Raw genomic sequence first — 24,543 nt, 5'->3', positions numbered from 1 at the left:
GCCGTGAATCCGCTGACAACCGCGCGGCACGGATCAGATGTCGCGGAAGGACTGGATGTCAGCGCCGAGCGCGTTCAGCCGGGTGTAGATGTCCTCGTAGCCACGGTTGATGACGTAGACGTTGCGAAGCACCGACTCACCCGGCGCGGCCAGCATCGCCAGCAGCACGACCATGCTCGGCCGCAGCGCGGGCGGGCACATGACCTCGGCGGCGCGCCAGCGGGTCGGGCCCTCGATGAGCACCCGGTGCGGGTCCATCAGGTGCACCTTCGCGCCGAGCGGCGTGAGCTCGGTGAGGTAGATGGCGCGGTTCTCGTAGACCCAGTCGTGGATCATCGTCTGGCCCTCGGCGACCGCGGCGATCGCGGCGAAGAACGGCAGATTGTCGATGTTGAGGCCCGGGAAGGGCATCGGGTGGATCTTGTCCTTCGGCGCGACCAGCGGGCCGGGAATGGTGCGCAGGTCGGCGAGGCGGGTGCGGCCGTTGGCGGAGGTGTACTCCGGCGACAGGTCGTACTTCATCCCCATACTCGCCAGCAGGGTCAGCTCGATCTCCATGAACTCGATCGGCACCCGCTTGATGGTGATCTCCGAGGTGGTGACGACGGCGGCCGCGAGCAGCGACATGGCCTCGATCGGGTCCTCGGACGGGTGGTACTCCACGTCCTGGTCGATGTGCGGGCGGCCGTGCACGATCAACGTCGTGGTGCCGATGCCGTCGATGCGCACCCCGAGCTTCTCCAGGAAGAAGCACAGGTCCTGCACCATGTAGTTGGGGCTGGCGTTGCGGATGGTGGTGGTGCCGTCGAAGCGCGCCGCGGCGAAGAGCGCATTCTCGGTGACGGTGTCGCCGCGCTCGGTGAGGATGATCGTCGCTCCGGCGGCGACCTCGCGGTTGACGGTCGCGACGTAGTAGCCGTGGCTGGCCTCCACCTGCAGACCGAACGCCGACAGCGCGTGCATGTGCGGCTCCACGGTGCGGGCGCCGAGGTCGCAGCCACCGGCGTTCGGCAGCTTGAAGTCGTCGAACTCGTGCAGCAGCGGGCCGAGGAACATCAGGATCGTGCGGGTGCGCTGCGCCGCGGCCTCGTCCATCGCATCCAGGTCGAGGCGGGCCGGCGGTGTGATCTCCAGGTCGCTGGAGTCGGGCAGCCACCGGGTCTTGACCCCGATGGAGTTCAGCACCTCGGTGATCCGGTTGACCTCCTCGATCCGCGCGAGGTTGCGCAGCGTGGTCTTGCCCTTGTTCAGCAGGGAGGCGCACAGGCAGGCGACGGCGGCGTTCTTGCTGGTGCGCACGTCGATCTCACCGGAGAGCTTGTGACCGCCCTTGATGCGCAGGTTGAGAGGGGTGTTGGTGGCGACCTGCACGACCTCGGTGTCGAGGGCCTCGCCGATCCGGGCGACCATCTCCAGGCTGAGGTTCTGCTTGCCCTGTTCGATGCGGGCGACCGCGCTCTGGGAGGTCTGCAGGGATTCGGCGAGCTCGGACTGGGTCAGCTTGCGCTGGCGGCGGGCGTCGCGAATGAGGGTGCCGACGCGGTCCAGGTAGTCATCCGTCATGCGGCGAGCGTATCTCATATATGAGATAACGACGAACGCCGCCGACCGGCGTGTCGCGGATCGGCGGCGTTCAGCAGGATTGGGGGTGGAGCAAGTGCCTCATCGAAAGTACGGGTGCGCCACGTGAAGCGCACACCCGTACTCCCGACGGTAACGGCAGCGGGCTACGCCGGGACGCTGGCCACGCCGGGGGCGAGGAACCGCTCGCCGGTGACCTCCTGCGAGATCCCGGTCCGGTCGAGCAGGGGCGTGACCCCGCCGTTCCAGAACGGGAAGCCGGCGCCGGTGATCATCGCGAGGTCGATGTCCTGAGCGGCTGCGACGACGCCCTCGTCGAGCATCCGGCGCACCTCGTCGCCCAGCGCTGACAGCGCGCGGTCGCGGACCTCCTGCTCGGTCAGGACGGTCGGGTCGGCGGGTGCCTCGAACAGGTCGAGCACCACCGGGTCGATCGTGCCGTCCGCGCCGTAGAAGCTGGCGATCTTCGCCTCGACGACCTTGGCCAGGTTGGGCGATGCCTTGAACCGGTCGGGGAACGCACCGGCCAGGGTCTCGCTGTTGTGCAGGGCGATGGCCGGTCCGACCAGGCTGATGAGCATGAACGGCGGCATCGGCGTGAGGCCGCCGAACGCGCGCTCGACCACCTCGATCGGGGTGCCCTCGTCGACGATCGCGCCCGACTCGCCCATGAAGCGGCCGAGCAGCCGGTTGACCACGAACGACGGTGAGTTCTTGACCAGGATCGAGGTCTTCTTCAGGCCCTTGCTCGTGGCGAACGCCGTTGCGAGAGTCGCGTCGTCGGTCGCGTCGCCACGGATGATCTCCAGCAGCGGCATGATCGCGACGGGGTTGAAGAAGTGGAAGCCCACGACGCGCTCGGGGTGTTTCAACTCCGCGGCCATCTCGGTGATCGACAGCGACGAGGTGTTCGTGGCGAGCACGCACTCCTCGCCGACCACGGCCTCGACCTCGGCGAAGACCTGCTTCTTGACCGACATCTCCTCGAAAACGGCCTCGATGACGAAGTCGGCGTCGGCGAAGGCCTCCTTGGTGACCGACCCGGAGATCAGCGACCTCAGGTGGTTGGCCTTGTCGGGGGAGACCCGGCTCTTGGCGAGCAGCTTGTCGATCTCATCGGTGCAGTAGGAGACGCCCTTGTCCACGCGCGCCTGGTCCAGGTCGGTCAGTACGACCGGCACCTGCAGGCGACGGGCGAAGAGCAGCGCCATCTGGCTGGCCATCAGACCGGCGCCGACGACGCCGACCTTGGTGATCTTGCGGGCCAGCGACTTGTCCGGGGCGCCCGCCGGGCGCTTGGCCCGCTTCTGCACCAGATCGAAGGCGTAGAGCCCGGCGCGCAGTTCGTCACTCATGATCAGGTCGGCCAGGGCGTCGTTCTCGGCCTCGAACGCCGTGGCGCGATCCGCCGTACGCGCGGCCCTGATGAGCTCCAGCGCCCGCAGCGGGGCCGGGGCGGCGCCACCGGTGCGGCCCTCGACCTGGCCGCGGGCGGCCTCGATCGCGGCGTCCCACGCGGTCTGGTCCAGGTCGACCTCGCGGCGTTCGACCTGTTCTGTGCCGGCGATGACGCCGGCGGCGAAGGCCAGCGAGTCCTCCAGGAAGGTCACCGGCTCCAGCAGCCGGTCGGCGACGCCGAGCTCGAACGCCTGCTTGCCGCCGATCATCTTGTTGTTGGCCAGGGGGTTGGCCACGATCAGGGTGAGCGCGTCCTGCACGCCGATCAGCCGCGGCAGCAGGTAGGTGCCGCCCCAGCCGGGCACGAGGCCGAGGAAGCACTCCGGCGTGGCGTACGCCGGAACGTCCGCGGAGATCGTGCGGTAGTCGGCGTAGAGCGGCAACTCGACACCGCCACCCATCGAGGCGCCGTTGATGAAGCCGAAGGTCGGCACGGGCAGGTCCGACAGCTTCTGGAACGTCGCATGCCCGAGGCGGGCGATCTCGTACGCCTGCTCCCGGGTGGTGATCGACGGGACCCCGGTCAGGTCGGCACCGACGGCGAAGATGAACGGCTTGCCGGTGACGCCGGCGCCGACGATCTCGCCGGCCTCCGCGCGCGCGTGCAGCGTGTCGAGGGCCTCGCTCAGCTCGCGCAGGCCCTGCGCGCCGAAGCTGCTGGGCTTGGTGTGGTCGAAGCCGTTGTCGAGGGTGATCAGCGCGAATGTGCCTGCACCGCCGGGTAGTTGGAGGTCACGCACGTGCGCGTGGGTGACGACCTCGTCGGGCTGGGTGAGCTGCTGCGTCTGGTCCTGAGTGGTCGTCGTCATCAGGCGGCTCCGTCCGTGGTGGTCTGGATGCTCGGGACGTAGTCGGCGTGGTGCGGGTTCTCCCAGATCACCGCGCCACCCATGCCGATGCCGATGCACATGGCGGTGAGGCCGTAGCGCACCTCGGGGTGCTCGGCGAACTGGCGCGCGAGCTGGGTCATCAGGCGCACGCCGGAGGAGGCCAGCGGGTGGCCGACGGCGATGGCGCCGCCCCACGGGTTGACCCGCGGGTCGTCGTCCGCGATGCCGAAGTGATCCAGGAAGGTCAGCACCTGCACGGCGAAGGCCTCGTTCAGCTCGAAGAGGCCGATGTCCTCGATCGAGAGACCGGCGTTCTTCAGGGCCTTCTCGGTGGCCGGGACGGGACCGATGCCCATCACCTCCGGCTCCACGCCGACGAAGGAGTAGTTGACCATCCGCATCGCGGCCGGCAGACCGAGGTCCGCAGCCGCCTGCTCGGAGGCGAGCAGACACGCGGTGGCGCCGTCGTTCAGGCCCGCGGCGTTGCCGGCGGTGACGTGACCGTGCGGGCGGAACGGAGTCTTCAGGCTCGCGAGGCTCTCCAACGTGGTGTCGGGGCGCGGCGGCTCGTCGGCGGTCGCAAGACCCCAGCCGAGCTCTGCGTGCCGGGTGGCGACGTCGACCAGGTCGGGCTGGATCTTCCCGTCGTCGTACGCCGCGGCGAGCTTGGTCTGGCTTCCGACGGCGAACGCGTCGCAGCGCTCCTTGGTGACCTCGGGGTAGCGGTCGTGCAGGTTCTCCGCGGTCGAGCCCATCACCAGCGCGCTGGGGTCGACGAGCTTCTCGGCGACGATGCGGGGGTTGGGGTCGACGCCCTCACCCATCGGGTGGCGTCCCATGTGCTCCACGCCACCGGCGACGGCGATGTCGTACGCGCCGAACGCGATGCTCGAGGCGACATTGGTGACGGCGGTCATCGCGCCGGCGCACATCCGGTCCACGGAGTAGCCGGGCGTGGTCTTCGGCAGACCGGCGAGCAGCGAGGCGATGCGGCCCAGGGTCAGACCCTGGTCGCCGATCTGGGTGGTCGCCGCGATGGCGACCTCCTCGACCTTCTCCGGCGGCAGCTGCGGCTGACGGCACAGCAGCTCACGGATGCATTTGATGACCAGGTCGTCGGCGCGGGTCTGGGCGTAGATGCCCTTCTCGCCGGCCTTGCCGAACGGCGTACGCACGCCGTCGACGAAAACGACCTCTGACAGCGTGCGGGGCACGGCGCCTCCAGAGGATTGCAGTGGTGGGTTGGTCGAACTCCGCCACTCTAGACCGAATTGTTACTCGTCAGTAGCCGGGTGATCCTCGACGGCCTGCACGACCAGCGGCGTCACGGCGTCGACCTGCCAGGGGCGGGCGCCGTGCGACGCGAGCTGCTCGCGAATCATGCTCTCGTCCCACACTTTCGGGGCGTTCCAGATCAGGCGGCGCAGGCTCTCGGGTGTGACGAGGTTCTCCAGAGGCACGCTGTGCTCCTCACCGAAGGTGCCGAGCCGGTCGCGCACCTGGGACAGGCGGGCGGCGGCCACGGGGTTGCGGTCGGCCCACGCCCGCACGGGCGGCGGACCGTCGCCGCGCACCGAGGCGGGAGGCAGCGCGCGCTCGGGCATGACGCGCACGCGCTCCAGTGCCGTCAGCCAGTCGCGCTGGTAGCGCAGCAATCCGTGATGCGGCTTGCGGGACCTGCGTGGGGGAGCGCCGGGGGCGGGCGGCGCGGCGCCCAGGGCGCTCATCTCCTCGGCCGAGGTCGGCGGGGTCGTGGCCATCGCGACGATGAGGGCATCCGGCAGCAACCGGCCCGGTGCGATGTCCTTGTCGCGAGCGAGGGCATCGCGCGTCTGCCACAGCTCGCGCACGCGAGCGAGGGCGCGGCGTTCGCGGATCTTGTGCATACCGGAGGTGCGGCGCCACGGGTCGGTGCGCACCGGCGGCCCGGTGAACGACAGCAGCGCCTGGAAGTCCTGCAGGGCCCAGTCGAGCTTGCCGCTGGCTTCGAGGTCGGCGTACATCAGGTCACGCACCTGGGTCAGCACCTCGACGTCGAGCGCGGCGTAGCGCAGCCAGGGCTCGGGCAGCGGGCGGGTGGACCAGTCGGCCGCCGAATGCTCCTTGGCGAGAGTCACTCCCAGGTAGTGCTCGATGACGGCCGCGAGCCCGACGCGTTTGAGCCCGGCGATGCGACCGCCCAGCTCGGTGTCGAAGAGGGCCCGGGGGCGCAGGCCGACCTCGGCCAGGCAGGCCAGGTCCTGGGTGGCCGCGTGCAGCACCCACTCGGCGTCCCCGATGGCGTCGTTGACGGGCGACAGGTCGGGGCACGCGATCGGGTCGATGAGGAAGAGCCCGGCGCCCTCGCGGCGCAGCTGCACCAGGTAGGCACGGTTGCCGTAGCGGAATCCCGAGGCGCGCTCGGCGTCCAGGGCGACGGGTCCGTGACCTGCTGCGATGGCGTCCGCCGCGGCGGTCAGGGCCCGCTCGTCGACGATGACGTCGGGAACGCCGTCGGCAGGACTGTCCAGCATCGGGTACGACGGAGCGTCCTGCTCCGCTGCGCTCTCGGTCTCGACGGGCGCCTCGTCTCCGGTGGGTGTCATCGACGCTGGCCCGGCAGCGCGACCACGCCCTCCGGCAGCGGCGGCAGGCCGGCGATCGTGCACAGCAGCGTGCCCCAGGCCTCGAAGTGCGCGCCCAGGCCGACACCGCCGGGCGCGACCGGGGTCCACGATGCGCGGACCTCCATCTCCACGCTCGTGCCGTTGTCGACCAGCCCGCCGTAGCCCTGCGACACCACGCGGGTCACCGTCCCGGCCTCGGCCACGGCGTGCGCGTCGCAGGACTGCAGGCTGTCGGTCAGCCAGCTCCATCCCACGTCACCCAGCATCGGGTCGGTCGCCATCTCAGGTTCCAGCTCGGCGCGTGCGAAGCTCACCACGCGCCACGCACCGCCCCATGCCTCGGGTTCGGACGGGTCGTGCAGCAGCACGAACCGGCCACTCGCCAGTTCGTCGTCGTCCTCGGTGCTGGACACGACCTCCGCCGTCAGCGCCACGGCGTACGGCGCGATGCGGGTCGGCGCGGGGACCTCGGTCAGACGCACCTCGGGGCGCAGGCCGACGGCCTCCACCTCGCGTGTCGCGCGCTGGAAATCCGCCGCGGCGTCACCGCCAAGGTTTCGGGTACCCACTCGTGCAGCGTAGGTCGTACATTCGCTCGAATCCCGTGCGACGCGCCGTTCCGCCGCGTCATGCCGCACGGTGGCAGTCGGCCAGGTGTGTCTGGGTCGGCATCGGGGATGTGCACGGTTTGCGTCCGCGGCCAGGACCGCAGCGCTGGCCGCCAACGCAAACCGTCAGCGCCGACGCAAACCTGCAGGCACCGCGCGGCCGTGGGCTGGCACGATGCTGCGATGAGCACCGTCACCACCGAGGACCTGCGCCGTCGCTACGCCGATCTGCACCGGGGCGGGACGTTCCTCATCCCCAATCCGTACGACGTCGGGTCGGCCGTGCTGCTCGCCGGCCCGCTCGGCTTCCCGGCGCTGGCCACCACCAGCTCCGGGCTCGCGGCAACCCTCGGTCTGGACGACCAGCAGGTGACGCGTGAGGTGCTCGTCGAGCACGTCACCGCGGTCTGTGCTGCCGTCGACGTGCCGGTGCAGGTCGATGCCGAGGATCTCTTCCCGCGGGATCCGGGCGGAGTGGAGCACAGCGTCGAGCTGCTCGCGCAGGCGGGTGCCGCCGGTGTGTCCCTCGAGGACTACGACCAGTCCGCCGGCCGCGTGCTGCCCTTGGACGACGCGACGACCAGGGTGCGCGCTGCGGCGACCGTCGCGCACGAGCACGGGATGCTGCTAACGGTCAGGTGCGAGAACTTCCTCTACGACGCGGGCGATCTGCACGACACCGTCACCCGGCTGACGGCGTACCGGGATGCCGGTGGCGACGTCCTCTACGCGCCCGGCATCACCTCGGAGGAGCAGGTGCGCGCCGTGGTCGGCATCGGGGCACCGGTCAACGTCCTGCAGCTGCCTGGTGGACCGCACGTGTCGTCGTTGCGGGGGTGGGGCGTGCGCCGGGTGTCGCTGGGCGGTGCCCTCGCGTGGGCGGCGTACGGCGAGATGGTCCGGGCCGCAGGAGAATTCGCAGAGCAGGGGACGATGTCGTACGCCGACCGCGCCGTCTCGCGCGAACACCGGGACGCGTTCGGTCGCCGGTGACCTACCTGCTGGCTCTGCTGTCCAGCCTGGTGTGGGGCAGCTCCGACTTCGCCGGCGGTCTGTTCACCCGCCGTGCGCACGCCGTGCAGGTGGTCTTCACGTCGCAGGTGGGCGGGCTGATCATCACGTGCGTCGCGATGGCGGTCGCGGTGAGCTCGGGCCACGCACCGCAGAGCGGCCTCTGGCCGGTGTACGGCGCCTTCGCCGGGCTGTGCGGATGCGTCGGGCTCTGCGCGTTCTACGCGGCGCTGTCCTCCGGGACGATGGGAGTCGTCTCGCCGATCGCAGCGCTCGGCGCGATCGTGCCGGTGGTCCTGGGTGTCCTCGGCGGCGAGCACATCGGTCTGCTGACCGGTGCCGGGATGGCGCTGGCGCTCGCCGGCGCTGCCCTGGCCTCGGGGCCCGAGCTGTCGGGCGAGGTCTCCCGTCGACCGCTGGGGCTCGCCGTGGTCGCGGCCGTGGGATTCGGACTGGCGCTCTACCTGCTGCACCAGGCGAGCGCCACCAGCGTGCTCGGTGGTCTGTGGGCGATGCGGGTGACGAGCATCGTGGCGCTCGGGCTGCTGTTCACGGTGTGGCGCACCCGCCCGGGCGGCATCCCCGGCCCGCACCTGAGCAGACGCCTGATCCCCTTGGCGATGCTCGTCGGTAGCGCGGATCTGAGCGCCAACGCGCTCTTCGGGATCGCCTCGACCAGTGGAGCGGTCGGTGTGGTGAGCGTGTTGGGGTCGCTCTATCCGGTGATGACCTTGCTGCTCGCGCGCGGGTTCCTGCACGAGCGGCTGCGTCGGGTGCAGCTCGTGGGCGTGATGTGCGCCGTCGTCGGGGTGGCACTCACCGTGTCCTGAACGACGCGCGCACGTTGCGGGCCGAGCGGGCCACAGCGGGCACATGGAGAGGCGGGGGGAAGTGACCGCGGCGCCGACAACCCACCGCCCCGGTGAACGTCAGCGCAGGAAAGTGACCGCCGCGCCGGCAACCCACCCGACCCGCGGATGGCGGACGCGGACCGGTGGTCCTGGGCAGGTCGCCGCGCGTGGAAGGATCGCGTCGTGACCTCCCAGGGCCCCGACACCGAGCTGCCACTCCTCATCCGCGCCGCGCGCGGGCTGGAGGTCGAGCGCACCCCCGTCTGGTTCATGCGCCAGGCCGGGCGGTCCCTGCCGGAGTACCGCGCGCTGCGCGAGGGCATCCCGATGTTGCAGGCCTGCCGCACCCCTGACCTGGTCACCGAGATCACCGTGCAGCCGGTACGCCGCCACGGTGTGGACGCCGCGATCTTCTTCAGCGACATCGTGGTGCCGCTCGCCGCGGCCGGGGTCGATCTCGACATCGTGCCCGGCGTCGGGCCGGTCGTCGCGTCGCCGATCCGCGACCGCGCGGCGGTGGAAGCGCTGCCCTCACTGACCGCCGACCAGGTGCCCGACATCGCGCAGGCGGTGCGGCAGACGGTCGCGGAGCTGGACGGTGTGCCGCTGATCGGTTTCGCCGGAGCGCCGTTCACGCTGGCCAGCTACCTGGTCGAGGGCGGCCCGTCGCGCAACCACGAGCACACCAAGGCGCTGATGCACGGCGACTCGCAGACGTGGGATCTGTTGTGCAGCAAGCTCGCCGCCATCGCCACGACCTACCTGCGGGTGCAGATCGAGGCGGGCGCAAGTGCTGTGCAGCTCTTCGACTCCTGGGTCGGCGCACTGTCGCGCGAGGACTACGTGCGCTACGTGCAGCCCCACTCCGCGGCCGTGCTCGCCGGAGTCGCAGACCTCGGCGTGCCCCGCATCCACTTCGGCGTCGGCACGGGCGAGCTGCTGACGGTGATGGGGGAGGCGGGGGCGGACGTGGTCGGCGTGGACTTCCGGGTCCCGTTGGACGAGGCGAACGCCCGCCTGGGTGGCCGCTATCCGCTGCAGGGCAATCTCGATCCGGCGCTGCTCTTCGCTCCGTGGGAGCCGCTCGAACGGTCCATCGACGCGATCCTGGACGCCGGCCGGGCCGCGCCCGGGCACATCTTCAACCTGGGGCACGGCGTGCTCCCCGACACCGACCCCGACGTGATCACACGGGTTGTGCAGCGGGTGCACTCTCGCTCGGCGCGTTGAGCGGGACGTCCAGCCGCACGATGCACCACGGCAGGAACGCCTGCACCAGAGGACCGATCGCGACGGCGTAGGCCAACGTCCCGAAACCGACCACGCCGCCCATCAGCCACCCGGTGCCGAGGACGGTCAGCTCGAGCGCGGTGCGCACCAGCCGCAGGCTGAGGCCGGTACGCCGGTGCAGCCCCGTCATGAGTCCGTCGCGCGGACCCGGCCCGAGCTGGGCGCCGATGTAGAGCGCGCCGCCCGCGCCGTTGACCACGAGGCCGAGCGCGAAGACTGCGATCTGAGTGGGCAGTCCGTGCATCGTGGGGATCACAGCGAGCGCGATGTTGGTGGCGACGCCGATCCAGATCGCGTTCGCGATGGTGCCGAGACCGGGCCACTGACGCAGTGGAATCCACAGTAGGAGCACCGGGATGCTGACCACGATGACCGCGGTGCCGAGGTCCATCCCGGTCAGCCGCGCGACGCCGTAGTGGAAGACGTCCCACGGGTCCAGGCCGAGCCCCGCGCGCACGAACATCGCCATGGCGACGCCGTACATCGTGAGGCCGACGAAGAGCTGCACCACACGGCGCGGCAGTCGTCCGGCGCGCAGCTGGCCCATCGGGGTCAGGGCGGCGAGGGCTGCTCGTGGGGCTCGTGGTGGTGCGGTCATGGTGCTAGTTTCGCAGCAAGTGGCCTTGGGAAGAAGGGCCAATCTGCACGAGGTGGATTCCTATGCAGCACATCACCGGCCGACGGCTCACGACGCTGCTGGGCGCGCCCGATCCGGGCCGGCCGGCCTACCTCTGGCTGGCGGACGGGATCCACGGGCTGGTGGCCGACGGTCGTCTGCTGCACGGCACCAGGCTGCCGAGTGAGCGTGAACTGGTCGACGCGGTCGGCGCCAGCCGCACGACGGTGACCCGCGCGTACGCCGTGCTGGGGGAGCGGGGGTACGCGGTCGCGCGGCGCGGGTCCGGGACCGTCGTGCAGTTGCCGGGCGGGCCGGTCGTCGGCGGCGGCGAACCGTTGCCCGGGTGGGTGGCGGACGACGGCGTGGGCGACGTGATCGATCTGCGGCGCGCCGCGCAGGCGGCGCCCCCGGGACTGCGGGAGGCGCTGGAGTCCGCGACGGCGCGGTTGCCGGCGTACGTCGGTGGCGCCGGTTACTTCCCGCTCGGGGTGCCGGAGCTGCGTGAGTTGATCGCCGCCCGGTACGCCGAACGGGGCGTGCCCACCGATGCCTCGCAGATCTTCGTGACCTCGGGGGCCCTGTCCGCGCTGGTGACGGTGTTCCGTGCGGTGATCGGTCGTGGCGACCGGGTGGTGATCGAGTCGCCGACCTACGCGCACTCCGTCGGTGCCCTGCGCCACACGGGCGCGCGTCTGGTGCCGGTGCCGATCGGTCCCGTGGAGGTCGATCGCGAGGCGCGCGACCAGGCCCTCGCCGCAGGAGCCGGCGCCATGCTCGCCCTCCCGGACTTCCACAACCCGACCGGTCTGTCGCTGGACGACGACGACCGCGCCCGGCTGGCGCGCGTCTGGCAGCGCCACGGCGTGGTGGGGATCGTCGACGAGACGCTGACCGAGGTGTGGCTCGACGAGGCGCCCGACGTCCTGCCGATGGCGGCGCACAGTCGCGGCTGTGTGAGTGTCGGGAGCGCGAGCAAGACGTTCTGGGGCGGTCTGCGGATCGGCTGGATCCGCGCGCCTCGCGCGCTCGTGGGCGCGATCGCCGCCGCACGCGCGACCCTCGACCTGGGGGCGCCGGTGCTCGAGCAGCTCATCACCGCCGAATTGATGCGCACGAGCGCGACGTTGCACCCGGACGCTCGTGCCGGGCTCATCGAGAGCCGAGCCGCACTGCTCCACCTTCGAAATGCGTTGCCGCAGTGGGAGGTACGTGTGCCGTCCGGCGGCTTGTCCTTGTGGTGGCGGGTGCCGAAGCCGCGAGCGACCCGTCTGGCGGCGATCGCGCGGCAGCACGGCGTACTCCTCGATCCGGGATCGACGCAGGCGGTGCAGGGGAGCGGGCTGGAGCATTACGTGCGTACGCCGTTCGCGCTCGCGGACGCCGCGCGCGCAGCTGTCCCGGCGCTGGTGCGGTCGTGGGAGCAGATCGCCCAGGAGGACGCGGGGTCACGCGGAGGAGGAAGGTCGCGCTGATCCGCGCATCGACCCGACACCGTGAGTAGCTTGGGTGCAGCTCGGCAACACCAGTTGGATCGCCCACGTCGGCGATCCACGGGACAGCGTCGTCACCGCGAAGAGGCACAGCATGAGGTCATCGAGTCAGCGTCATCACCTCGGATGGATCCCGGCCGCGATCATGGCCGTGATCGCCCTGGCCCTCGGGACGCCCGTGGTCGCGGCGAGCCCGGCGACCGCGTCGCCGCCGAGTCCGCAGCACGGTCCGTCCGGCTCTGGTCATGCGCGGTCCGCACCCAGGCCGGTGATCGACGCCAACTTCGCCGACCCGGACATCCTGCGGGTCGGGCGCGTCTACCACGCCTACGCGACCAATTCCGGTGGCAAGAACATCCAGCACGAGACCTCGACCGATCTCGTCCACTGGAGCGCTCGCCCGGATGCGCTCCCGACCCTGGGCGCCTGGACCGGACCGTGCAGCTTCACCCCTGGCGGCGCCACCGACCACTGCGTCTGGGCGCCGGACGTATCGGCCGTGCCCGGCGGTTACGCGATGTACTACACGGCCCGTGACGCACTGGCGCCCCGTCAGTGCATCGGTATGGCGTTCTCCACCTCGCCCGACGGCCCGTTCACCCCCGTCGGCACCGAGCCACTGGTCTGTCCCGACGGACAGCGCGGCACCACCGATCTCGGCGGCGCCATCGACCCGTCGACGTACGTGGAGAACGGCCACCGCTACCTGCTCTGGAAGGCGGACGGCAACTGCTGCGCGCTGCCGGCGACCATCTATCTGCAGCCGTTGTCCGCGGACGGCCGCACCCTCACCGGGCCGCCGACGAAACTCATCTCGAACGCCCTGCCGTTCGAGGGGCACGTCGTGGAGGCGCCGACCCTGGTCAAGCACGCCGGCACCTACTACCTCTTCTTCTCCGCCAACGACTTCGGCGGCGGCAACTACCGCACCGGGTATGCGACCGCGACGTCGCTCACCGGACCGTTCACGCAGTCGCACACCGAGCTGATGACCACCGACCTCTTCCACGGCACCGTGATCGGGCCGGGTGGACAGGACGTGATCACCGCGGCCGACGGCAGCACGAAGATTGTCTTCCACGGATGGGACCCGACGTACAGCTACCGCGCGATGTACGTCAGCGGGCTCAGCTGGTCGCGCAGCGGGGTGCCGAGCGTCGACAGCGCCGACGTCCGGTACCAGGCAGAGGACGGGGTCGTCACGGACGCCCGCGTCGTGCAGGACGTGACCGCCTCCGGGGAGGCCAAGGTGGGCTACCTGGACAACCCGGACAGCTCTGTCACCGTGCGGATCGCCGCGGACCACAGCGGTCCGGCGACGCTCGGCATCCGCTACGACAACGGCTCGCGTGATGCGTCCGGCAACGGTGTCGCAGCCACGGACGAGGTCGTGGTCAACGGGCGCGCGGCCGGCACGGTCACACTGCGCAACACGGCGTGGGGCAACTGGTCGACGACCGCGTACGACGTGCGCCTGCACCGGGGTTGGAACACCGTGACCCTGACCAAGGCGACGTACTACGCCGAGCTCGACGCGATCGACCTCTACCGCAGCCCCGTCGCGCCGGACCGTACGCCGACAGCACCCCCGCCGGGTCGCACGCCGACGCGGTACGAGGCCGAGGGCGGGGTGATCGTCGATGCACGAGTCATCGCTGATCCCAGTGCATCCGGCGGGGAGAAGGTCGGCGGCCTGGACAACGCCGACAGCTCAGTGACCCTCACCGTCCAGCGAGCCCGTGCGGGCCGCGCCATCCTGGGCATCCGGTTCGGCAACGGGTCGCTGGACCGCAGCGGATACCCGGTGTCCTCCAGTGACCTGATCACCGTCGACGGGCGCCGCGCGCCGGACGTGATCTTCCCCAACACCACGTGGGACAACTGGTCGACCGTCTACTACCCGGTGCGACTGCACCGCGGCAGTAACACCATCACGTTCACGAAGTCGACGTTCTACGCGGAGCTCGACGCCGTCGACGTGTACTGATCCTCACCGGCAGCCGTGGACGCGCTGCCGTCGGCGGCTGCCTCTCAGACGCCGGCGACGGGCTGCGAGGCTTGCTCCCATGAGCACGATCGCGATCGTCGGCGGGGGCATCACCGGGCTGGCCGCCGCCTGGCACCTGGCGACCCGGCATCCCGGTCACGAGGTCGTGCTGTTGGAGAGCACGTCGCGGCTCGGCGGCAAGCTCGACTCCATCCGGGTGGCAGGCCACGTGGTCGACGGAGGTGCCGAGTCGGTGCTGGCACGACGACCCGAGGCCTTGGAGCTGATGGCCGAGATCGACGCTCCACTGGTGCATCCGGAGCGATTCCCCGCAAGCCTGTGGAGCCGGGGCACCATGACTCCGATGCCCGCGGGCACGTTGATGGGTGTGCCCTCCGACCCGTCGTCGCTGCGCGGCCTGCTGACCGACGACGAGGTGGCACGGGTGCGCGATGAGCGTTCCGTGGACCTCGACGGTGCCGACATCGGCATCGGTAACCTGGTCGAACGCGCCTGCGGCAGTGCGGTCGTCGACCGCCTCATCGAACCGTTGCTCGGCGGGGTGTACGCCGGGCACGCCCGCGCGCTGTCCGCGCGTGCCTGCATGCCGGCCCTGTGGGAGGCAGCCGCCACCGGTCGCTCCCTGCTGCAGACCGCGGCGCACGCGGCCGAGGTCGGCGCCGCCCACCGGGACGAGCCGGTGTTCGCCGCCGTCGACGGGGGCCTGGGCACCCTGCCGGCCCGTCTGGCCGAGGCGGCACGCGGTGCGGGGGTGACGATCCGCACTGGTGCGGTCGTCTGCGGCCTGACGGCGGAAGGTCCGGCATGGCGGCTGCGGTTGACCGGCTCGGAGTCCGGCGCCGGCACCGGGGACGCCGCGCCCGCCACCACGATGCATGCCGACGCGGTGCTGCTCGCCACCCCGGCGGCGCCGACCGCGCGCCTGCTGAGCGACCCGGCACCCGACGCGGCGGCGGCGCTGCGGACCATCGAGTACGCGTCGATGGCGCTGGTGACGTTCGCCTTCCGCGCGTCGGACAGCGCGGCGTTCGAGGGGACGACGGGCTTCCTGGTGCCCCCGGTCGACGGAGCGCAGATCAAGGCGTCCACCTTCAGCAGCAGCAAGTGGCCGTGGCTCACGGACGCGGTGCCGGATCTGCGGTTCGTGCGGGTGTCCCTGGGGCGGCACGGCGAGGAACGCGTGCTGCAGAAAGACGACGCCGACCTGATCCGGATCGGCCTGGCGGACCTCCAGAAGGCGGTCGGCGCGATGCCCGAGCCCGTCGATGCGCAGGTGCGCCGCTGGGGCGGCGGCCTGCCCCAGTACGCGGTCGGTCACCTCGACACGGTCGCCTCGATCCGCACGGCCACGGCGGCGCACCCGACGCTCGCACTGGCCGGTGCGGCGTACGACGGGGTCGGGATCCCGGCCTGCATCGCGTCCGGTCGCAGGGCGGCCGAGGAGCTGGTCACCCGGCTGTGAGGCGGTCAGGCGACGTTGAGACGATGGAGCCATGACGCACCACGACAACCCGCAGCCGACGACCGAGCACGCCGAGCAGATCAACGCCTCGATCCGCTACACGATGTACTCGGTCTTCACGGTCGCCCGCGAGCTCCCCGCGGACCGGGACGAGCTGGTCGGCGAGACCGAGCAGTTCGTCAAGGGGCTGGACGCCGAGGGAGTGGTCGTCCGCGGCATGTACGACGTGTCCGGGCTGCGCGCCGACGCCGACCTGCTGGTGTGGTGGCACGCCGAGACCATCGAGGCGCTGCAGGCGGCGTACAAGGGCTTCCTCGCGACGCCGCTCGGGCGGCACCTGGACGGGTTCTGGTCCAATGTCGGGCTGCACCGGCCCGCAGAGTTCAACCGGGGTCACGTGCCTGCGTTCCTGGCCGGTGAACCAGCTAAGCGCTATCTCTGCGTCTACCCGTTCGTGCGTTCATACGACTGGTACCTGCTGCCGGAGGACGAACGCCGCACGATGCTGCGCGATCACGGTCTGGCGGCACGCGACTTCGCCGACGTGCGCGCGAACACCGTCGCGTCGTTCGCGCTCGGCGACTACGAGTGGTTGCTGGCGTTCGAGGCGGACGAGCTGCACCGGATCGTGGACCTGATGCGCGCGTTGCGGGAGACAGAGGCGCGCCGGCACGTGCGCGAGGAGTTGCCGTTCTTCACCGGCCCGCAGACGAGCGTCGCCGACTTCGCGACCGCCCTGCGCTGAGCCAGGCCCCCAACACGGCGAGAGGGTCGCAGCGCGCTCCATGGAGCGCGCCGCGACCCTCGTCGCCGTGGGGAAGACGTCAGGACGTCGGCTGCAGGGTGATGCTGACCGAGTTGATGCAGTAGCGCTGGTCGGTCGGGGTGTCGTACCCCTCGCCCTCGAAGACGTGGCCCAGGTGCGAACCGCAGTTGGCGCAGCGCACCTCGGTGCGCTTCATGCCCATCGAGCGGTCGGTGATGAGCTCGACGTTGTCGCCCTCGGACGGCTCGTAGAAGGACGGCCACCCGCAGTGACTGTGGAACTTGCCCGTGCTGCGGAAGAGCTCGATGCCGCACGCCCGACAGTTGTAGATGCCGGTCGTCTCCGTGTCGGTGTACTCGCCGGTGAACGCGCGCTCGGTGCCCGACTTGCGCAGCACCTGGTACTCCTCCGGCGACAGCTGCTCGCGCCATTCCGCGTCGGACTTGGTGACGGGGTAGGTCTTCTCGTTGGTGTCTTCGGACTTGTCGGTGGTGCGACCGAACATGGCGGATTCCTCTCGGGTGGACTACCTAGACCAACGCCGCCGACCGGCCGGTTGTTTCCGGCAGGGCGGCGGCGTACGGGTCGCGGCGCGTCAGCTGGTGCTCAGCCGCCGATGTGCAGCCGGACGATCTGCGGGTCGTGGTCGGAGTCCTGGTCGCTGAACTCCGCGTTCGTGTGCACGATGTCGTAGCTGTACGCCGAGCCCTTGGACAGCGCCGGGCTCAGCAGGATGTGGTCGAGCACCTGGCTGTTGCCCTCGAAGTCGTAGGTGTAGCGCTGGTTCTTCGGAAGCGTGCGCGGCAGGTCCGTGAGGCGGGTGCCACTGTGACCGGCCAGGATGTCGGCGGTCGCGCTGAACTCGAAGTCGTTGAGGTCGCCCAGCACGACGACGTTCGCCTTCTTGTTCGCCGACAACAGGCTGTCGACGAAACCGCGGACGAGGGTGGCCTGCTGGTGCCGCTGGTTCTCCGAGCTGCGGACCGGCTGCTGCCAGCGGCCCATCAGGGGGTCGTCACCACCCTTGGAATCGAAGTGGTTGGCGATGACGAAGACCGGCGCGCCCTGCCAGCGGAACTCTGCGACCAGCGGCTTGCGGGAGTCGTCCCACGCGGCATTCGTCGGGTCGATGCGCCCGGGGGAGGCGCTGATCGAGGTGCGAGCGCCCTTCCCGATCACGGTCGTCGACGAGATCGCTGTGCCGCCGCTCTTGTCCACGAACGACAGGCCGCGGTCCGTGCGGAAGAGGAAGACCTGCCGGATGTTGCCGCCCGGCTGGCCGCCGTCGGTCTTGTCCTGCGGGTTGATCCACCGCGCCTGGTACGACGGGCCGCCCGCGGCGCTGATGGCGGCGACGAGCTTCGCGACGGTCGCGGAGGAATCGGTGGTCCCGTCGTCGGTGGCGCCGCTGTTGTCCTGGATCTCCTCCAGCGCGACCAGATCGGGGGCGCGCAGGTTGGTGACGATCTGGCCGGCGAGCCGGCTGAACTTGGTCGCCGGGTCCTGCGGCGCGAGGTTCTCCACGTTGAACGTCGCGACCGCGAGCTGGGAGCGGGAGGCGCGTGCCGTCACCTCACGGGTGAGGCCGTCGGAGCGCCGCTGGCCCACCGAGGTCGCCATCAGGTGGAAGTTGCCGAAGGTGTAGTCCATGACGCCGGTGGTGAGGCCGGCGTAGCGGTCGCCGACGTTCGCGGCGCTGGGCACACTCGCCGTCGGCAGCAGCGCGGTGTCGAGGATCAGCCGCATCGAGTTGGGGTGGTCGTATCCGGAGTAGAGGACCCCGCCACGCGGAGTGGAGATCGCGCGGACGTTCTGCCCGGGGACGATGGGCGTCTCGCCGTACGACACGGCGGTCGGGCCGACGGCCTTCGCGTTCAGCTCGGCGACGCGCATGCCCTCCAGGGACTCATCGAAGTCGAGGGCGTTGCGGGACGGGTCGAACGGGGTCTCGGCCGTCTCGACGTTGCCGGGGTTGCCCTGCTCGACGGTCTGCTGCGGCGCGATCCGGTCGCGGCCGATGACCACGGGGGCGGGCAGCGGGTTGCCCGTGCTGACGACGGTGACGGTGACCCCGCTCAGCTCGGTGGTGCTGAGGTTGCCGACGCCGCCGCTGCCGCCGGGGCGGAACTCCACGACGGTGCCCGCGACGGTGACGTCGTCGCCGGCGCTGACCGTGGGCACGGATTTGGTGTAGACGAAGATCCCCTCGCTGGTCGCGGGGTCGGAGTCGGGCGTCATCGATTGCATCCAGAAGCCTGTGCGGCTGGTGGCCGTGACGCGGCCGGCGACGCCCTGCACGGTCTGGCCCTTCAGCGGCGAGACATGCGCCGCGCCCTGGATCTGGTCGATGGTCGTGCCGGATGCGGCGTGGGCGGCCGGCTGCCACAGGGCGAGGCCTGCCGTGGCGCAGAGGGTGACGGTGCCGAAGGCGCTGAGGGTGCGTCTGCTGGTCGAGATGCGGGGCATGGTGAGCTTTCCTATCTGTGACGGTGCGGTTCTCCGCGGCGCGACGGTGGATCGCGGGTGGAGTCGGTCGCTCGACTGTATGCATCCTGAGAGGGCCCGCGGGAGGGGCGCGGATGGCCATTCGGTGAACGCGGAGCTGCCCTCTTCGGCGTCGGACGGCCGCTCGCCCGGCGGATCCCGCAGTGCTGGGGGTGCACGCGGCTAGGGTCGGGCAGCATGAGCGCCAGCAAGCCGGTCATGCTCGAGATCGAGTCGCCGGGCGGCGAGCCGCGTACCGTCCGGCTCTCCAGCCCGGACCGGGTGATGTGGCCGGACGACGGCTACACGAAATTGGATCTGGCGCAGTATCTGATCGCCGTGGGGGAGTCGTTCCTGCGCGCGAACGGCGACCGGCCGGTCGCCCTCGAACGTTTTCCCGACGGGGTCGACGGGGAGCGGTTCTTCTCCAAGAACCCGCCGCGCGGGGTCCCCGAGTACGCGCGATCGGTCACCTGCACCTATCCCTCGGGTCGCTCGCACCCGCAGTTGGTGCTCGACGAGGTCGCCACGGCCGTGTGGGCGATCCAGATGAACACCGTCACCTTCCACCCGTGGCCGGTCCGTGCCGCTGACAACGACCACCCGGACGAATTGCGCATCGACCTGGACCCGCAGCCCGAGCGGTCGTTCGCCGACGTCGTCGAGGCGGCCACGCAGCTGCGGGACGTGCTGCGGGAGGCGGGTTTCGATCCGCGGGTGAAGACGTCCGGCAACCGGGGCCTGCACATCTACGCGAGCATCGAGCCGACGCACGAGTTCCTCGACGTCCGGCACGGCGTCATCGGCGTCGCCCGCGAGCTGGAGCGCCGGATGCCGGAGCTGATCACCACCGCCTGGTGGAAGGAGGAGCGCGGGGAGAAGATCTTCGTCGACTTCAATCAGGCATGCCGGGACCGCACCATCGCGGGCGCGTACAGCCCGCGGCCGTTGCCCGGGGCGCCCGTGTCGATGCCGGTGCGCTGGGAGGAGTTGAGCGACATCGCCACGAAGGATTTCACCATCGCGACGGTGCCGAAGCTGCTGGACGACCGTGGTGACGCGTGGGCGGAGCGAGGTGCCGTGGGCGACGTACGCGGCGCGATCGCGTTGTGGGACAGGGACGTCGACGAACGAGGCCTGGGGGAAATGCCCTTCCCGCCGGACTATCCGAAGATGCCGGGCGAACCACCGCGCGTGCAGCCGTCGCGCAAGAAGATGGAGGGCTGAGTCGTGCGACTTCCCGTGAACCCACCCGTCAAGCCGATGCTGGCCAAGTCGGTGCCCGGCATCCCGGACGGCGCGTCGTACGAACCGAAGTGGGACGGGTTCCGCTCGCTGGTCTTCCGGGACGGCGACGAGGTCGAGCTCGGCAGCCGCAACGAGCGGCCGATGACGCGGTACTTCCCGGAGCTGGTGGCAGCGGTGCTGAAGGAGTTGCCGGAGCGCTGCGTGCTCGACGGCGAGATCGTGATCGCGACCGACCACGGCCTGGATTTCGAGGCGCTGCAGCAGCGTATTCATCCGGCGGTGTCGCGAGTGACGATGTTGAGCGAGAAGACGCCGGCGTCGTTCGTGGCGTTCGACCTGCTGGCGCTGGGTGAGGAGGACCTGAGCGGCCGACCGTTCGTGGAGCGCCGGGCGATGCTCGTCGAGGCGCTGTCCGGTGCCGGGCCGTCGGTGCACGTCACACCGGCGACGACCGATCCGGAGGTCGCGCAGCGCTGGTTCACCGAGTTCGAGGGCGCCGGGCTGGACGGGGTCGTCGCGAAGCCGCTGGACGGCACGTATCAGCAGGACAAGCGGGTGATGTTCAAGATCAAGCACACGCGGACCGCCGACTGCGTGCTCGCCGGATATCGCTGGCACAAGACCTCGACGCAGGAGAAGCCGCTCATCGGTTCGCTGCTGCTCGGGTTGTACGGAGACGGCCGGTTGCAGAACGTCGGTGTCGTGGGCGCGTTCACGGCGAAACGGCGCGCGGAGCTGGTCGAGGAGTTGGAACCCCTGCTGCTCGGCGAGGGGGAGGACCACCCCTGGCAAGAGTGGTCCAGCCCCGCGGCGCACGAGGGCCAGCGGCTGCCGGGCAACGTGAGCCGGTGGAATGCGACGAAGGACCTGTCGTTCGTCCCGCTGCGTCCCGAGCGGGTGCTCGAGGTGAAGTACGAGCACATGGAGGGCACCCGTTTCCGCCATCTCGCGCACTTCATCCGATGGCGCGATGACCGCACGCCGGAGTCGTGCACCTACGAGCAGCTCGAGGAGCCGGTCAACTTCCGCCTCACCGACATCGTGCCGGGGCTCGGGGTGGCGGCGGACTGACCCGCACTGCGTTTCAGCTCCGCCGTCCGCCCCGGCCTGACGGCGTTCGCGTCGGTTGACGGTCTTTGAACACCGGCAACGAACGTGAACGCCGTCAGGGTCATGCCGCGTGTCCCGTGCCGGGTCGCTGGGGCATGAGTCCGGGTGTGGGGTCCCAGGTGACGCCGGTGGTGGTGACGGTGGCGGTGAGCAGGTCGCGGTGGACGATGGTGTGGTGCCTGGCGCAGAGCAGTGCGGCGTTGGTGAGTTTGGTTTCGCCGCCGGCCCACCAGGGCAGGACAAGGTGGTCTCGGGGTCCCCGCGAAGTATCGGAGCGCAGCGGAGAACTTCGTGGGGTGAGGTTCGCGTCGCACCAGTCCGGTGGTCGATCACAGCCGGGGAACGTGCACCCTTCATCGCGATGGACGATCGCGGTACGCAACCCTCCGGTGAAGAGGCGTTTGGTGCGCCCGACGTCCAACGGTTCGGACTCACCACCGAGCACTGCGGGGATCAGGTCGGCGTCGCAGGCGAGCCGTCGCAGGGTGCCCGCGCCGAGCAGATCGCCGTTGATCGTGCGGCCCACGCCGGGTAGGTGGCCGGGTGGGCCACCCTGGTGGCCACTGCCTAGTCGTCCGACGGCGGTGAGCTGGTCGAGGAGGGTCTGGTGGTCCAGGGTGACGATGATCCTGGCGGAGCCGCCGATGGTGCCGTTGCTGTGGGAGCGGTCCCCGTCCAACAGCCGGGCCGCGGTGTTGGCCAGTTCCATCAGGGCGTCCGCGCGGCGCTTACCGGGGGTGCGGATGTCCCGCTCCGGCACCACATCAACCGTCGAGTCCACAGACGTGTCAGCGGTGTTCGGGCCAGTGCATGCTGCGGGTGCTGGTGCGGACAGGGCTTGGATGGCGTGTTTGATGACGGCGGCGTGACCGCCGGACAGGTCGGCGGTGAGCCGGGTGAGTCCGTTGGGAAGGTCGGTCCAGGTCAGCGTTTCACAGGCCTGCTGGTGTTCTTCCTGTGCGATGAGGACTTCGGGGGCGAAGCGGCCGATGATCCGCGCGGACAGGTCTCGCAGTGTGCGGGTCCCGGTGTGCGAGAGCGCGAGGTACCAGGACAGCAGCTCTTCCCGGTCCGCGCCGGGGATCACCGGCAGCACCTTGGGGACCTCCCGTAACGCGACTCGCGCGCAGTGCACTGTGACCGCGCCGGCGGCCAACGCATCGGCCACGACCCGGTTCCGCGGGTCGGCGCACCCGGTCGCGACCACCCCGATCCGACGGCAGATGGCCGGTTCGGCGACGATCGCGCTCGGCGCACACCCCTCGGCGCCACCGCCAAGTGACCCGGCAGAACCCGCTTCGGTGACGCACGCGGCAACCCACCCGCCCGCGTCAGTCGCAGTCGAGTTGGCCACAGTGCCGCGGGTGACCGCCTCCGTGGTGGCCACCGCCGCCAACGACTCCGCACGGGTCGCCAGACCCACCATCGTGGCCACGAACCCACCCAACTGGGCCTCGCCGAGCTGATACAAAGCACCGGACCAGTCCTCCAGTCGGGAGGCGAGCACCCCCAGGTCGGCCAGCAACCCGGCCGCAGCACCCGGACCGGCTGGCACCACCGGCGGGCAGGCGGCAAGTGGCGCATCAGGCACCCGTGAGATCCCCTCGACACTCATCCGCGCCCACCTCCTCCCAGTCACCTGGCGGCTTTGCGATCTGCTTCCTATCGTACGCGCGTTCGAAGCCGCCCGCAAGAGCAAATAGGACGAATTCTCATATTCGACAGTATGATTCGAGCAATGGTCATCCACATCTCTCAGTCGCAAACGGACTTGTCCACACCCAACAGCCACAGGGTGGACGCGACCCACAGCCGTCGTTCTCGTTGCCTCACGTGCACGGCTCCACGCCGTGTCGCTGCCGACAGCGCCGACCTGGCACGATGACGCCGTGAGCCACGTCATCCGAAGGACAGCGACCGCCGGGGCCGTGGGGGTCACCCTCGCCGGGGCCTCGCTCATGGGGCTCGGCGGCTACTTCGTCCGCCAGATCTTGACACCTGCCAAGACGGTGGCCGAGGACGAGACGGTGCTCGCCGTCGACGCCGACACCATCACCCTCCGACGTACGCCGGCCTCGACCTCACCGGGGCGCTACAGCCTGTATTGGCAGTCGTTCTCGGGCCATGCGCGGATCGGACAGATCCTGCACGAGGACGACGAATCGGTGACCCGCGAGGTGCTGGCGGTCGACTTCGGGCAGCCCACCCCCGGCCCGGCCCGGCTCAGCAGCTATTTCTACCCCGCGCCGTCGGTCGAGGACGGCACGCAGCTGGAGGACATGACGTACGACGGCGCGCTCGGCACCATGCCCGGGTGGGTGAGCGAGCCGGCGCAGCCGCAGGACGACGTGTGGGCGGTCCTCGTGCACGGTCGCGGTGCGTTCCGCGCCGAGGCGCTGCGCGCCGTACCCCTGCTGCACGACCTCGGTCTCGCGATCCTGGTGCCCGGCTACCGCAACGACGTCGACACCCCGCCCAACGCCGACGGTCGCTACCACCTGGGACTGTCCGAATGGCGCGACATCGAAGCCTCGCTCGCGTACGCCGTCGAGCGCGGCGCGCAGCGCATCGTGCTCTTCGGGTGGTCGATGGGCGGCGCGATCGTGCTGCAGCTACTGGACCAGTCGGCGTACGCCGACAAAGTGGTCGGGGTCGTCCTCGACGCCCCGGTGGTGAGCTGGCGGCAGGTCATCGACTCCCATGCGGCCGCGCACCGTCTGCCGCTCGCGCTCAGCCACGCCGCCCAGCGCCTCGTCGGTCAGTCGTGGAGCAAGTCGTTCGGTGGGGTCAGCATGCCGCTGTCGATCCCGCACACCGACTGGATCGCGCGGGCCGACGAACTGAGGGTGCCGACCCTGCTGATCCACTCCGTGGACGACGACTTCGTGCCCTACGAGCCCTCGCGCGACCTGGCCGAGGCCCGACCCGACGTCATCCAGCTCGAGACCTGGCACACCGCGCTGCACTGTCGGGAGTGGAACGTCGACCCGCAGCGGTGGCGCTCCGTGGTCGAGACCTTCGTGCGGACGCGGGTGGCCGAGTCCGGGCGAGGCGCCGACGACGAATAGCGCGGCTGCTCCTGATGGTCGACCCGGGCCGGGGTCTCGCGTCTGTGAGTAGA

Annotated in this window: 19 protein-coding genes; 10 read left to right on the top strand and 9 right to left on the bottom strand. The window is 70.5% G+C overall.

Annotated features, from left to right (window positions below; translation table 11 throughout):
- Nucleotides 1-33 precede the first annotated feature (33 nt).
- The 5 genes from JOB34_RS08320 to JOB34_RS08300 all read right to left on the bottom strand — a co-directional run bounded on the left by JOB34_RS08320 (nt 34) and on the right by JOB34_RS08300 (nt 7,044).
- The gene (locus tag JOB34_RS08320) at nt 34-1,563 is read right to left on the bottom strand and encodes a UDP-N-acetylglucosamine 1-carboxyvinyltransferase (RefSeq protein WP_179481281.1); all 1,530 of its coding nucleotides are present in this window, start codon (nt 1,561-1,563) and stop codon (nt 34-36) included.
- A 164-nt stretch (nt 1,564-1,727) separates the two neighbouring features.
- On the bottom strand, nt 1,728-3,848 hold the full coding sequence (locus JOB34_RS08315; RefSeq protein WP_208052233.1) for a 3-hydroxyacyl-CoA dehydrogenase NAD-binding domain-containing protein: 2,121 nt from the start codon (nt 3,846-3,848) through the stop codon (nt 1,728-1,730).
- On the bottom strand, nt 3,848-5,083 hold the full coding sequence (locus JOB34_RS08310; RefSeq protein ID WP_208052232.1) for a thiolase family protein: 1,236 nt from the start codon (nt 5,081-5,083) through the stop codon (nt 3,848-3,850). Before JOB34_RS08310 ends, JOB34_RS08315 begins: the two co-directional genes overlap by 1 nt.
- 60 nt (nt 5,084-5,143) lie before the next feature.
- On the bottom strand, nt 5,144-6,454 hold the full coding sequence (locus tag JOB34_RS08305) for an HRDC domain-containing protein (RefSeq protein ID WP_208052231.1): 1,311 nt from the start codon (nt 6,452-6,454) through the stop codon (nt 5,144-5,146).
- Nucleotides 6,451-7,044 (bottom strand): DUF3000 domain-containing protein, encoded by a 594-nt coding sequence (locus JOB34_RS08300; protein ID WP_179481271.1) that lies wholly within the window; start codon nt 7,042-7,044, stop codon nt 6,451-6,453. Before JOB34_RS08300 ends, JOB34_RS08305 begins: the two co-directional genes overlap by 4 nt.
- A gap of 222 nt (nt 7,045-7,266) precedes the next feature.
- Here JOB34_RS08300 and JOB34_RS08295 point away from each other — a divergent pair, with 222 nt between their 5' ends.
- The 3 genes from JOB34_RS08295 (at nt 7,267) to hemE (ending at nt 10,175) form a co-directional block, all read left to right on the top strand.
- Nucleotides 7,267-8,076 carry an isocitrate lyase/phosphoenolpyruvate mutase family protein gene (locus tag JOB34_RS08295; RefSeq protein ID WP_208052230.1) on the top strand — a complete coding sequence of 270 codons (810 nt, stop codon included), beginning with the start codon at nt 7,267-7,269 and terminating at the stop codon, nt 8,074-8,076.
- Nucleotides 8,073-8,924, top strand: a complete 852-nt coding sequence (locus JOB34_RS08290; protein WP_208052229.1) for a DMT family transporter — start codon at nt 8,073-8,075, stop codon at nt 8,922-8,924. Before JOB34_RS08295 ends, JOB34_RS08290 begins: the two co-directional genes overlap by 4 nt.
- Before the next feature lie 204 nt (nt 8,925-9,128).
- The gene (gene hemE / locus JOB34_RS08285; protein ID WP_347813780.1) at nt 9,129-10,175 is read left to right on the top strand and encodes a uroporphyrinogen decarboxylase; all 1,047 of its coding nucleotides are present in this window, start codon (nt 9,129-9,131) and stop codon (nt 10,173-10,175) included.
- Here the strand turns inward: hemE and JOB34_RS08280 are convergent.
- Nucleotides 10,132-10,833, bottom strand: a complete 702-nt coding sequence (locus tag JOB34_RS08280) for a hypothetical protein (protein ID WP_208052227.1) — start codon at nt 10,831-10,833, stop codon at nt 10,132-10,134. The genes hemE and JOB34_RS08280 overlap by 44 nt on opposite strands.
- A gap of 62 nt (nt 10,834-10,895) precedes the next feature.
- Here JOB34_RS08280 and JOB34_RS08275 point away from each other — a divergent pair, with 62 nt between their 5' ends.
- From JOB34_RS08275 to hemQ, 4 genes are all read left to right on the top strand, one after another.
- Nucleotides 10,896-12,326 (top strand): PLP-dependent aminotransferase family protein, encoded by a 1,431-nt coding sequence (locus tag JOB34_RS08275; protein ID WP_208052226.1) that lies wholly within the window; start codon nt 10,896-10,898, stop codon nt 12,324-12,326.
- Nucleotides 12,327-12,438: 112 nt separating this feature from the next.
- Entirely contained in the window at nt 12,439-14,331 is a 1,893-nt protein-coding gene (locus tag JOB34_RS08270; protein ID WP_208052225.1) for a family 43 glycosylhydrolase, read from the top strand.
- Nucleotides 14,332-14,410: 79 nt separating this feature from the next.
- Nucleotides 14,411-15,814, top strand: coding sequence for a protoporphyrinogen oxidase (gene hemG / locus JOB34_RS08265; protein WP_208052224.1), 1,404 nt, complete (start codon nt 14,411-14,413; stop codon nt 15,812-15,814).
- 31 nt (nt 15,815-15,845) lie between these two features.
- Nucleotides 15,846-16,559, top strand: a complete 714-nt coding sequence (hemQ, locus tag JOB34_RS08260) for a hydrogen peroxide-dependent heme synthase (protein WP_208052223.1) — start codon at nt 15,846-15,848, stop codon at nt 16,557-16,559.
- A gap of 79 nt (nt 16,560-16,638) precedes the next feature.
- Here hemQ and msrB read toward each other — a convergent pair whose 3' ends face one another.
- The gene (msrB, locus tag JOB34_RS08255) at nt 16,639-17,085 is read right to left on the bottom strand and encodes a peptide-methionine (R)-S-oxide reductase MsrB (RefSeq protein WP_208052222.1); all 447 of its coding nucleotides are present in this window, start codon (nt 17,083-17,085) and stop codon (nt 16,639-16,641) included.
- Between the two features lie 101 nt (nt 17,086-17,186).
- Complete coding sequence (locus JOB34_RS08250) at nt 17,187-19,046, bottom strand: endonuclease/exonuclease/phosphatase family protein (protein WP_208052221.1); 1,860 nt, start codon at nt 19,044-19,046, stop codon at nt 17,187-17,189.
- A 216-nt stretch (nt 19,047-19,262) separates the two neighbouring features.
- On the opposite strand from JOB34_RS08250, the gene ligD reads away from it, so the two are divergent.
- Nucleotides 19,263-20,291 (top strand): non-homologous end-joining DNA ligase, encoded by a 1,029-nt coding sequence (ligD, locus tag JOB34_RS17505; RefSeq protein WP_243757716.1) that lies wholly within the window; start codon nt 19,263-19,265, stop codon nt 20,289-20,291.
- Between the two features lie 3 nt (nt 20,292-20,294).
- Nucleotides 20,295-21,383, top strand: coding sequence for an ATP-dependent DNA ligase (locus tag JOB34_RS17500; protein WP_347813779.1), 1,089 nt, complete (start codon nt 20,295-20,297; stop codon nt 21,381-21,383).
- 100 nt (nt 21,384-21,483) lie between these two features.
- Here the strand turns inward: JOB34_RS17500 and JOB34_RS08240 are convergent, their stop codons facing one another.
- Nucleotides 21,484-23,037 carry an HNH endonuclease signature motif containing protein gene (locus JOB34_RS08240; protein ID WP_208052220.1) on the bottom strand — a complete coding sequence of 518 codons (1,554 nt, stop codon included), beginning with the start codon at nt 23,035-23,037 and terminating at the stop codon, nt 21,484-21,486.
- Between the two features lie 274 nt (nt 23,038-23,311).
- Between JOB34_RS08240 and JOB34_RS18095 the strand changes: the two genes are divergently transcribed.
- Complete coding sequence (locus JOB34_RS18095; RefSeq protein ID WP_347813778.1) at nt 23,312-24,490, top strand: alpha/beta fold hydrolase; 1,179 nt, start codon at nt 23,312-23,314, stop codon at nt 24,488-24,490.
- Nucleotides 24,491-24,543 lie beyond the last annotated feature (53 nt).

This window comes from Allobranchiibius sp. GilTou38 (assembly GCF_017565325.1).
GTDB classification, from domain to species: Bacteria; Actinomycetota; Actinomycetes; order Actinomycetales; family Dermatophilaceae; genus Allobranchiibius; species Allobranchiibius huperziae.
The sequence above is the reverse complement of the archived record's forward strand: the minus strand, read 5'-3'. Positions and strand labels throughout refer to the sequence as shown.